The 11,153-nt window shown below is 40.6% G+C and carries 14 protein-coding genes; 7 read left to right on the top strand and 7 right to left on the bottom strand.

Going from position 1 to position 11,153, the window contains the following annotated elements:
• Positions 1-40 precede the first annotated feature (40 nt).
• The 4 genes from def to OSCI_RS12105 all read left to right on the top strand — a co-directional run bounded on the left by def (position 41) and on the right by OSCI_RS12105 (position 3,436).
• The gene (gene def / locus OSCI_RS12120; RefSeq protein ID WP_007355246.1) at positions 41-574 is read left to right on the top strand and encodes a peptide deformylase; all 534 of its coding nucleotides are present in this window, start codon (positions 41-43) and stop codon (positions 572-574) included.
• Positions 575-628: 54 nt separating this feature from the next.
• On the top strand, positions 629-1,198 hold the full coding sequence (locus OSCI_RS12115; RefSeq protein WP_007355245.1) for a TerD family protein: 570 nt from the start codon (positions 629-631) through the stop codon (positions 1,196-1,198).
• 105 nt (positions 1,199-1,303) lie between these two features.
• Entirely contained in the window at positions 1,304-2,749 is a 1,446-nt protein-coding gene (locus OSCI_RS12110; RefSeq protein WP_007355244.1) for a TerD family protein, read from the top strand.
• A 90-nt stretch (positions 2,750-2,839) separates the two neighbouring features.
• On the top strand, positions 2,840-3,436 hold the full coding sequence (locus tag OSCI_RS12105; RefSeq protein ID WP_007355243.1) for a TerD family protein: 597 nt from the start codon (positions 2,840-2,842) through the stop codon (positions 3,434-3,436).
• A 116-nt stretch (positions 3,437-3,552) separates the two neighbouring features.
• Here OSCI_RS12105 and lysS read toward each other — a convergent pair whose 3' ends face one another.
• Positions 3,553-5,109, bottom strand: a complete 1,557-nt coding sequence (gene lysS / locus OSCI_RS12100; protein ID WP_007355242.1) for a lysine--tRNA ligase — start codon at positions 5,107-5,109, stop codon at positions 3,553-3,555.
• 304 nt (positions 5,110-5,413) lie between these two features.
• Here lysS and OSCI_RS12095 point away from each other — a divergent pair, with 304 nt between their 5' ends.
• From OSCI_RS12095 to OSCI_RS12085, 3 genes are read left to right on the top strand one after another with little or no spacing between them, the layout of a single operon-like run.
• Entirely contained in the window at positions 5,414-5,989 is a 576-nt protein-coding gene (locus tag OSCI_RS12095; protein WP_007355240.1) for a TerD family protein, read from the top strand.
• 12 nt (positions 5,990-6,001) lie between these two features.
• Positions 6,002-6,604 carry a TerD family protein gene (locus OSCI_RS12090; protein ID WP_007355239.1) on the top strand — a complete coding sequence of 201 codons (603 nt, stop codon included), beginning with the start codon at positions 6,002-6,004 and terminating at the stop codon, positions 6,602-6,604.
• 42 nt (positions 6,605-6,646) lie between these two features.
• Positions 6,647-7,354 carry a matrixin family metalloprotease gene (locus OSCI_RS12085; protein WP_007355238.1) on the top strand — a complete coding sequence of 236 codons (708 nt, stop codon included), beginning with the start codon at positions 6,647-6,649 and terminating at the stop codon, positions 7,352-7,354.
• Between the two features lie 14 nt (positions 7,355-7,368).
• On the opposite strand, the gene OSCI_RS12080 is transcribed toward OSCI_RS12085, so the two are convergent.
• From OSCI_RS12080 to rpsP, 6 genes are all read right to left on the bottom strand, one after another.
• A complete protein-coding gene (locus tag OSCI_RS12080; RefSeq protein WP_019487366.1) occupies positions 7,369-8,166 on the bottom strand; it encodes a DUF6816 family protein in 798 nt (265 codons plus the stop codon).
• Between the two features lie 6 nt (positions 8,167-8,172).
• Entirely contained in the window at positions 8,173-8,577 is a 405-nt protein-coding gene (locus OSCI_RS12075; protein ID WP_007355236.1) for a ChuX/HutX family heme-like substrate-binding protein, read from the bottom strand.
• Positions 8,578-8,620: 43 nt separating this feature from the next.
• Positions 8,621-9,034: a hypothetical protein gene (locus OSCI_RS12070; RefSeq protein ID WP_007355235.1), complete on the bottom strand. Its 414-nt coding sequence runs from the start codon at positions 9,032-9,034 to the stop codon at positions 8,621-8,623.
• A gap of 112 nt (positions 9,035-9,146) precedes the next feature.
• Entirely contained in the window at positions 9,147-10,100 is a 954-nt protein-coding gene (locus OSCI_RS12065; RefSeq protein ID WP_007355234.1) for a PhoH family protein, read from the bottom strand.
• Positions 10,101-10,363: 263 nt separating this feature from the next.
• The gene (locus OSCI_RS12060; RefSeq protein ID WP_007355232.1) at positions 10,364-10,828 is read right to left on the bottom strand and encodes a KH domain-containing protein; all 465 of its coding nucleotides are present in this window, start codon (positions 10,826-10,828) and stop codon (positions 10,364-10,366) included.
• On the bottom strand, positions 10,797-11,084 hold the full coding sequence (rpsP, locus tag OSCI_RS12055; RefSeq protein ID WP_007355231.1) for a 30S ribosomal protein S16: 288 nt from the start codon (positions 11,082-11,084) through the stop codon (positions 10,797-10,799). The genes OSCI_RS12060 and rpsP overlap by 32 nt, the downstream gene beginning before the upstream one ends.
• Between the last annotated feature and the right edge of the window lie 69 nt (positions 11,085-11,153).

Here is an 11,153-nt window from a genome sequence, read left to right as displayed (position 1 = left end):
CAACTAACAATTACCAATTCACATGAATTAACAGTAAATCATGGCTGAAATATTACAAATCTCTCAATTAGGTAATCCCGTACTGCGTCGCCAAGCTCAAACTATCGAAAATCTTGAAGATGAGCAGTTGCAAAAACTGATTGACAACTTAATTCATACAGCACAAAATGCTAATGGCGTGGGGATTGCGGCCCCTCAAGTTGCTCAATCTTACCGCTTATTGATCGTCGCCTCACGTCCTAGTACTCGCTATCCACAAGCACCAACAATGGAACCTACAGCGATGATTAATCCCCAAATTATTGCACGCTCAAATGATGTCGTCAAAGACTGGGAGGGTTGCTTGAGCATTCCGGGAATTCGCGGGTTAGTACCGAGATATCAAGCGATTGAGATTGAATATACGGCTCGTGATGGAAAGCTGCATCGACAAGAATTGAGGGATTTTGTAGCCAGAATTTTTCAACATGAATACGACCATTTAGATGGGCTCGTATTTTTAGACAGAGTGGAAAATGCCCAAGAACTAATGGCCGAAGAAGAATATCAAGAGCAAATTGTCAAAAAGCTGTGAAATTTGCTATAGTTGATATTAGTGAAAGTTGTTGAGTTTACCAAGGTAATATAGATGTCTATCAATCTGAGCAAAGGCGAGAGAATCAATCTTTCCAAAGAAGCACCAGGGTTAAAGAATGCTGGTATTGGTTTAGGATGGGATATCAATGCTACCGATACTGGAGCGGCCTTTGATTTGGACGCTTCTGTATTTATGCTGGGTGCAAATGCGAAACTTCCTAGCGAAAAATACTTCGTTTTTTACAATAATAAAGAATCCCCAAATGGTTCAGTACAACATTTGGGAGATAGTAGAACCGGAGAAGGTCAAGGAGATGATGAGACAGTTCTAATTGATTTATCCAAAGTAGATGCTTCTGTGGAAGAAATTGTTTTTGTTGTCACTATCCATGAAGCTGAAACTAGAAGACAAAACTTTGGTCAAGTCAGGAATGCTTTTATCAGGATTTACGACAATACTACCTCCACAGAAGTAACTAAGTACGATCTAGATGAGGATTTTTCCAGAGAAACAGCCATTGAGTTTGGACGGCTATACAAGAAAGATGGCGAATGGAGATTCCAAGCAGTAGGACAAGGTTTTAATGCTGGTTTGCAAAGTTTTGTAGACAAATATGCCTAACACAAACTCTATCAAGCTAAGGTAAATATATCAAGGGGAAATTCAAAATAGGGGTGAATATTCCCCTTGATTTTAGTAATCAGACTGAATGAGGATATAAACAAAATGTCAATTCAATTAAAGAAGGGCGAAAGGTTTAATCTTTCTCAAGAAGCTCCCAATTTAACCAAGGTGGCTATAGCCCTTGGATGGAAAGTAGAGAAGGGCTTAAGTGGCTCGAAAACTAATGATAAATATGACATTGATTCCTCTGTCTTTATGTTAGGAGATGATGGCAAAGTTCCCGACGAAAAATATTTTATATTTTACAACAACCTTCAATCTTTGGATGATTCTTTAAGACACTCTGGAGACAATAGATATGGGCAAACTGAAGGGGATGACGCGACAATTTATGTAAATTTGGCTAAGGTAAATTCGGTGATTGAAGAAATGATTTTTGTTGTCACTATTCACGAAGGACAGGCAAAAAATCAAAACTTCAGTCAAATCAAAATAGCTTTTATTCGATTTTACGATCTAGATACAGGAATTGAGCTAGCACGGTATGATTTACAAGAGGCTTTTTCAGAAGAAACAGCCGTAGAATTTGGACGATTTTATAGAAAGGATGGAACCTGGAGATTTCAGGCCGTAGGACAAGGTTATAAACAGGGATTACAAAGTTTTGTGGATAAATATTACGTAGAGATTAAACAGTCCGAGAAAAAAGTAGAACCTACGTTACCTAAATTACCACATCCTGAACATGGCAACAAAAATCTGAAAGCTATTATGTTAGAGAAAAAGCTTGAGGAGAAAGCGCCGCACATTTTTGACCTTGTTAAGAAAGTAGATATCTCGCTGGCAAAAGCTAATTTAACAAATCATCAGGCTAAAGTAGCGCTTTGTCTTGATATTTCTTCGTCTATGACCTCCCTCTACAATTCTGGAAAAATTCAGCGCTTAGCAGAGAAGATTCTGGCTTTAGGATGTCGATTTGATGACGATGGTTCTATTGATATATTTCTGTTTGGAGCTAATGCCCACAATCCGGGTGAAATGACGGTAGATAATTTTCCCAACTTTATTCACAATATACTACATCAATATCCTTTAGAAGGGTGGACTTATTATGGGAAAGTAATGAAAGAGATCAGAAATTTCTATTTTCCTGATGGTCATGGACAAATCCGCAACTCACCCATTGCCGCAGATCGACCTGTTTATGTTATGTTTGTCACAGATGGAGCTACTGCTGACGAGCAAGATACTAAACAACATTTAAAATGGTCATCTTATGAGCCAATATTTTGGCAGTTTATGGCGATTGGCAAGTCGAGTAAGGATGTAAAAAGTAAGGGAATTGGTGGTTGGTTTTCAAAGGCGATGACAAGCGATTTTAGCTTTTTAGAGCAACTTGATGAAATGAAAAATGGCTACTTAGATAATGCCGATTTTTTTAGTGTAGAAGATCCCGAAGCTATTGCCGATGAAGAATTATATGATTTGCTGACAACTGAATACCCAAATTGGGTAAAATCAGCACGAAGTCAACATCTTTTACCATAACGAGTTAGCCTCCGAAGGTAAATAAAGCTCAGTCTTCATTTACAATTACCAAACTCCAGCATAGATTAACCTTAGAAACAATACAAAACTATGGCTATTAATTTGACGAAAGGGCAAAGCATTATTCTCAGTAAAAGTGAATACGATTTATCCAAGCTGACGATGGGTTTAGGCTGGGATATCGCTAAGTCAAAAGGTGGTCTTTTTGGCGGCGGTGGTAAGGATTTTGACTTGGATTCTTATGCTCTTTTATTGGGAGAAAATGGCAAGTTAAAGAATTATAAGGAAGATGTCATTTATTACGGCCATTTGGAATCTAAAGATAAAACCGTAGTTCATTTAGGCGATAATCGAACGGGTGCAGGTGAAGGAGACGATGAGCAGATAGTTGTGAGGCTCAGTTCTCTATCTGAACAATATCATCAGATAATTTTGGGTGTGAATATCTATCAGGCTAAAGAGCGAAAACAACATTTTGGGATGGTAGAAAATGCCTTTGTCAGGGCGATAGATGCAACGGGGAAAGAAATAGCTCGATATAGTTTGTCGAGCGAGCCTTCTTTCGATGGTAAGATAACTATGTTGATTGGGGAAGTTTACAGAGATGGTGGAGAGTGGAAATTTAAGGCTTTGGGTAATCCTTTAGCTGATGATTTTAATGTTGTTGTTGGTTCGTTTATGCGGTAAAAATCGATCGTAGTAGATTAGTTAATTTCATTGGTAGAGGCGGGTTTATATTCTAATTTTCTCATCTAAAATTTTCGCACACCCGCCCCTACAAGCACGATCTATCGACAATCGATCTAAGAATCTTTAACAGGCCGCATAGTTGGGAACATCACCACATCGCGAATACTTTGAGTATTAGTCAAAAGCATCACTAACCGATCTATACCTATGCCCATCCCCGCACAATTCGGCATCCCTAAAGATAAAGCTTGAATAAAGTCTTCATCCATAGGATGTGCTTCATCATCGCCTGCATCTTTCTGGGCTAGCTGTTCCTCAAACCGCTTTCTTTGTTCCTTGGGATCGTTCAATTCGGAGAAGCCGTTTGAGTATTCTGTACCATTGATAAATAGCTCAAAGCGTTCCACAAATCCCGGTTTGCTACGGTGTCCTTTTGCTAGGGGACTAACTTCTACAGGAAAGTCAATGATGAAAGTAGGCTGAATCAGTTTAGGGACAACTACTTTGTCAAATATGGCGTAGAGTACGTAACCTAAACTTTGTTTTTCGAGTTTAGAAAGGTGTAATTCTAATTTTTGGGCAGATGCGATCGCTTCCTCCAAACTCAAACTTTCAAAATCTAGTTGCGTTTCATCTTTAACCGCTTCCACCATCGTTTTCACTTGCCAATGCTTACCATTAAAACCAGGATATGTATGGGTGTAATCAAATTTTCGTTCTAAACTAATGATTTCTCCCTGATTTTCTATTTCCTTAATATCACCAAAAATAGCATTAGCTGCATAGCACATGACATCTTCTACAACAGTCAAAATGTCGAAGTAATCAGCATAAGATTGGTAAACTTCTAAAGATGTAAACTCAGGATTGTGGGTACTATCAACACCCTCATTTCTAAATACCCGCCCTAGTTCAAAAACGCGATCGAAACCGCCGCAAATTGCCCGCTTTAAAAATAATTCAGGAGCGATTCGCAAATACAAATCTACATCTAAAGCATTATGGTGAGTAATAAAAGGTCGGGCAGCAGCACCGCCGTAAATAGCTTGCAATGTAGGTGTTTCTATCTCATAAAAATCTGCCTTCCACAGATAGGAACGGATACTCTGAAGGATGCGGCTGCGAAGAGCGAAACGATGGAAAGATGCTTGGTTTCCTGCTAAATCCATCTCCCGATGACGACGACAAATTTCTGGGTCATTAACGCCGTAATAAGCATCAGGAAATTGTATCGTAGCTTTTGATAATACCTTTAATTCTCGCACCAAAATAGAAAGTTCTCCGCGTGGAGTGCGGCAGCCAATTCCTTCTACACCGACAAAATCTCCGACATCAAGTAATTTTTGTACTTGTTTAAAGCTCAAACCAGATTCGCCAGTAACGATTTTTTTCTCAATTTTGAGTTGAATCTTGTCTGAAAAATCCTTCAAGTCAATAAAGCAAATGCTACCACTATCGCGCTTGGATGTAATGCGGCCGCAAACTCGGAGAGAAATTTCTTCGGGGTCAGTTTCTCCGTTTTGGAGTTCTTTTCCTGGCTGGCTAAATAATTCATGTACGTCTTTAGCTGTGTGCGATCGCGCGTAAGACTGACTGGGATAAGGCTCTATCCCTTGCGATCGCAACTCATCAATTTTTTGGCTACGGACTTCAGCTTCACTCCGACTCATTACTTCTCACCCTTTCAAGTTGTGGACACAGTATCATATCATAAATATAGAAATTCTGGGGTTCGCAATATTAATAGTTTATTGATTCAGGTTCTTAATTGGTTAATTACTAAAGAGCGATCGCTCTCTGTCCGAGCGCATAAAAAAATAATAAAGATTTGTCAAAACTATTGACGTTTTTACACTTTGCTTATAAGCTTAAAATATTAATTTTAAGGTTTTAAGCTGCTTTCAGCAGATCGTTAAACAAGCATTTCAACTTTACCTATAGATCGCTTAATCCCAAACAGAGGAGGACTGAATAATGGCGGTTTCACTGACAAAAGGACAGCGTGTATCGCTCGATAAAATTTCACCCGGACTCTCAGCAGTATTTGTGGGACTGGGATGGGATATTAAAGCTACAGACACGGGTTTCGACTTCGATCTAGACTCATCATTATTCCTCTTAGGGGCTAATGAAAAATTAATTTCTGACAACCATTTCATTTTTTATAATAACCTCACCAGTCCCGATCCTGACAAATCAATTCAGCACATGGGGGATAACCTCACGGGTGCAGGTGAGGGTGATGATGAAGTCATCAAAATCAATCTGAAAAAAGTGCCTGCGGATATCCAAAAAATAGTTATAGCTGTAACTATACATGAAGCCCAACAACGCCGTCAAAATTTTGGTCAAGTACAAAATGCCTTCGTTCGCCTCGTCAATATGGAAACACAACAAGAAGCAGTTCGCTACGATCTTGTAGAAGATTATTCCATAGAAACAGCCCTGATTATGGCTGAACTTTATCGTAAAGATGGTGAGTGGCGACTTAACGCAGTGGGAGCAGGTTATCAAGGTGGCTTACAAGCACTACTCGACCGCTATAGCTAGGAGATAAAATCAATGGCAATTCAACTACAAAAAGGACAGAGAATCTCGCTTTCTAAAGAAGCACCAGGACTCACAAAACTGATGTGTGGATTGGGGTGGGATGTTGTCAAACGTTCAGGGAGTGGTTTATTTGGAGCCTTCAGCAATACTCATGATTGTGACCTAGATGCTTCCGTGATTTGTTTAGACCAAGATGGCAAAGTAAAGGATATTGCGAATATTGTTTACTTTGGTAATCTATCACACCGTTCAGGAGCAATTACGCATCTCGGCGATAATCTCACGGGTGCGGGAGATGGAGATGACGAGCAAATTTTGGTAGATTTATCTCGAATGCCATTAGAGATTGTGAAACTGGTTTTTACAGTTAACATTTACGATTGTATTGTTCGCAAACAAGACTTTGGGTTAGTTGAAAATGCGTTTGTACGCCTGGTTAATACATCCAATAATAAAGAACTCGCCAGATATAACCTATCGGGTTCTGAATACAAAGGTATGACTGGGATGATTATGGCTGAAATCTACAGACATAATAATGAGTGGAAAATGGCCGCAATTGGTGACGGTGTTAAGGTTAATGGGTTAGGGGAACTTATTACCAAATATTCTTAAGCACTCCCTCAATACCTAAATTTAAAAACACTTACGCTGTAAATGTCTCTGTACGATCGCCTAGACTTAACCAAACACAATCGTAAGCTCAAACTCCCTCTTTCGCAACGGCTAAACCTGACTAGACCCCCTAAACCTCGCTGTCAGGGATGTCGTTCCCGCATTCAACCTCAGTGGGATTTTTGCCCTGCTTGTGGCAAATTTCTAATAGATAAGAATAGCGATTTCCGTCGTTGCATTTGGGTAGACGTGTCCGAAATGGCTGTCACATCAGAAAATAGAGAAGCGATGTTTTCTCTAATTATAGATGCTTTCTCCAAACTCTACAGTGCATTTAGAAGCGTTAAGGTATTTTTAACATCAGATATCCCCGATCCCAAAGAATGGGGTGAAAACTTTACTCATGTCTATATATTCGCTGACAACCAACCCGTTGACTATCTTGGTGTTGCTAGTTTCCAATCAGGCGTAGTTACAAACCGTGCTATTATCCGCATCGATCGAGTATTCTATGCTTCTTACAATGCTAGCCTGAGTGTTAATCAAATGTCTAACTTAATTGCTAATACCATCGCCCATGAAATTGGTCATACACTAGGTCTAGATCATTCTTCACTTCCGACTGATGTAATGCACGATGGACTGGATCATACAATTCATAGCTTAATGCCACCATCATTTCATGCAGAGCAAATAAACTTGATGAATAATGCTATCCGTAGATATAATAACTCTAATAACTCTAAGTGATTGGTAAGTTTTATTTATTTTACTAACTCCAAATGATATCGATAAAGAGCTACGGGGCGACCAATTGCTGCAAAATAATCTGGGTCTTGGGGCGATAAATAGATCGCAGTCACTTGATCTGCTAAAATTTTATTATCCGACTCTAAAAACTGATAAGCAGTGGTTGTTTCTACCTCATTCAAATAAATCTGAGACTCCCCTTGAAATATCTGCTGAGAAATTTCCGTACCTATAAACTCGTTTTTGTTAGGGATTTCAATACCGCGATTGGTGACAATAGAAATTAATTGTTTGTCATCTCTCAACAAGGTAATTTGACGGTTAGGATTATGGGGATCTACTTTCACGGAAAGCACCCCATTATCACCTAAATAAGCTCTACCAATATTCAACCCATTAAAAGCTCTATCTGCTACAATTCCATTTTTGGTTTTATCTCCTCTCGTTAATAAGTTAGACTTAGATGCAGGTAAATTTTCAACTAAACTCATCGTATTTAACTGAGCATTTGCAGCCTGAAATCGAACTTTAAATCTAACTGGCTGATTCAAATACTGGCGATTGCTATCAAATCCAGGTGTTACGATATCCGGCGCTAAAGGTGCTGCTAAATCCACCAGCGTACTCTCTACAGTCCAGTTACCAGCCATCCATTCTGGATAAATCAAATCCCCCTTAGCTGAGGCAACAAGTGGCTTGCTTTCCCAATGCGGAAAACTGGCTAATCTATCTGCTAAAATACCAGCTTGAGCCTCAGCACTTGAAAGCAATGTAACTAGAAAGAAACTAAAGAATGCAATTACTTTCAACAAAATAAGCTAAATCTCCTGTACTGGTACTGGTTCCCAAACCTCCCCATATTTCTCCTTTAATTCGTGCCAAAATTCAACTTGTCCCGGTTCATATTCCCCTGGTTTTCCCCACTGCAAAAATGCACTCAAAGCAGGTTCTTCTTTTTCATCTAAAAAGCGCACTGCATAAGTAGTAAAATTGCCCCGTTTTGCCTCACCAGTTTCAAATTTTACCCGCGTAATTTTGTCCATATTCAGGTGAAATTCAAAGCCTTCTGTGTGCATATTTGCATATTTACCTTTGGGTAACTCTGCGTAGAAAAGCTTTTGAATCTTACCCCGCGCTTCCAGTACAGCCGCACTACTTGTAACAATTAAACGCAGTGTGCCGAGGTTTTCACATTCTTCCAGAAATTCTTTAAGATTAGGCATGATTTTGTGAGTTGTTAAGTAACTAAACTAAAAAAACTAAAAATTAAAGGTGTTGATTTCTTACAGGAAACACAACATACCAATTTTTGTCAAATACAGGCTCAGGTTCTGGGCAATTTAGATTTATAGCTCGCCATGTAGCAATAGAGGCTGCCGTTCTTACAGCATCTTCTGTAGTATCAGTTTCAAGTCCAATAACTTTAATAATTTTAACGTCGGATTTGTTTATTTCATCTAATTGCTTGATATGTTTTAAAGTGTAGTTTGCACCTTCAATTGCTGCATTAATCCAGTCTTTATGTGTTTCTGCATTAACCTCACATTCATTCCTATTGATCTGATGACCTATGGCATCTATTACCAATTCTTTTTCAGAAAAAAGCATAGCTTCTACTACAACACGAGCGAAATAACCAATGCCATTTTTTACGCTTGACAATTTATAGTCACCAATCATTTTTTTACCTCCTGCACTAAAAATTAGTGTAAAACAACGGAAATACATCTTTCTCAAAATAATGCTCTGCACCTGAGTTTGTCATCCTTATAACATAGCGCTACTACAAAGATTATTTTTCGTGCTGTTCGTAAGCAGCAACAATCCGCTGCACTAAAGGATGTCGCACAACATCCGCCTGAGAAAATTCGCAGAAAGCAATACCTTCAACGTGACGCAGAATATGATGGGCAACTGATAATCCCGACTGTTGATTATAGGGCAAATCAGTCTGAGTTAGATCGCCAGTAACTACCATTCGGGAACGAAAACCCAAACGAGTTAATACCATTTTCATCTGCGCGGGAGTAGTATTTTGGGCTTCATCTAAAATCACAAACGCATTGCTAAGAGTGCGACCGCGCATATACGCTAAAGGAGCTACTTCTATAGTTCCCTTTTCCATTAAATCAGACATTTTTTCTGGTTCAATCATTTCGTATAAAGCGTCATACAGCGGTCGCAAATAAGGATTAACTTTCTGCTGCAAATCACCAGGCAAAAATCCTAATTTTTCGCCGGCTTCCACTGCTGGGCGTGTTAAAATCAGCCGTTCGTACTGCTTAGAAAGGAGTGCTTGCACTGCCAGAATTGCTGCTAAATAGGTCTTGCCAGTACCCGCCGGGCCGATGCAAAATGTGAGGTCGTGGGTGCGTAAAGCTTGGACGTATTGCCGCTGTCGAAAGGTTTTGGCTCTAATTTCTTCGCCTCGTCGGGTTTTGGCGAATACGTCGCGCTGCAAGTCTTGTAAATCCTCTTGGCGGTTGGTGTCTAAGGCGTGGCGTGCGGTGAGGATATCTACTCCAGAAATGCTTTTACCAGTTTTCCAATATTGGGTAAGCGATCGCACTAATTTCTCGCACAATTTTACTTGATTTTCTGTCCCAGAAAGCACTAGCTCTTGCCCTCGCAAGACTACATTAGCCCCGGTTTGTTTGGTCAAGACTTTGAGATTTTCTTCTTGATAACCCGCGATCGCGATCGCGCTCTCAACACTCGGTAATTCAATGGTTAATATTTCTGTCATGCTAACATAAGCTCCCTCCAATTAAAACTATCAATTGCCAAGGCGGTTAGGACATTCTGAATTCCTAAAACCCTGATTCTAAACCCTTCTTCCTCTTCTCTCTTCCCTCTTCCCTCTTCCCTAGCCCCTAGCCCCTAGCCCCTAGCCCCTCTTAAATAAAAAAGCTAGGGGCTTTAGCGTAAGCCCTAGCATCCAAGGGGGCAACGCGGCCTTCCTCAACAGACATATAAATGATGTAGAGACTGCCGATCGCCCTAAAATTGCTAACCGAAGTCTGGATTGCTTCTGTTAGGTTTAATTGGGGGCAGACTTGAACGGCGGGACGGTTCTCTCGATGGTCTGCCGCCGATATCTCTACTTCGGGGTCTGCTGTCGCGACTGTCGCGATCGCCCCTAGCACTTCCATAGCGCGAATCGCTCTTAGGATTGGAGTAGCGAGGATCGCCCTCTTGAGCGTCGTATATATCTAAATACACGAATTCGCTTGCTGTTTTTGCCACCGCTTCCAGTACAGTCCGAATTGCCTGAATGTTGCGTCCACCCCTGCCGTACACGCGCCCCTTATCTGGCTCGTCAAAAGCCAGCCGAATCCACGTCCGCGATTGGCGTGGGTGTAGTTCGCAATCAACTCGCAAAGACCCAGGTGATTCTAAAAAAGGCTCGATTAAAAAGCGCACCAGCCCCACATAATCAGGACTAGCTGGCGATCGCTGGATTACTGGACTCAAGGTTAGCTCCTGCTCCGACTTGTTCAAAAACATTAGCTTTTCTCAGTAGGTCGCGCACAGTGTCAGTCGGCTGAGCACCTTCTTGGAGACGCTTGACAATTCCTGGGATATTCAGCCTTGTTTCGTCTGTTCTGGGGTTATAGAAACCTAGTTCTTCAAGAGGGCGGCCGTCCCGACGGGAGGTACTATTCATCGCTACAATCCGGTAGCTTGCCTCCCGTTTTTTACCGTATCGTTTTAATCTCAGTTTGATCATGTTCGTGCAAAATAATCCTTGATCGATTGTAAGCTATTTCAGGAAGAAGGAATAGGGGAGATGGGGAGC

The sequence above is a fragment of the Kamptonema sp. PCC 6506 genome (genome assembly GCF_000180455.1).
GTDB lineage: Bacteria > Cyanobacteriota > Cyanobacteriia > Cyanobacteriales > Microcoleaceae > Kamptonema > Kamptonema formosum.
The sequence above is the reverse complement of the archived record's forward strand: the minus strand, read 5'-3'. Positions and strand labels throughout refer to the sequence as shown.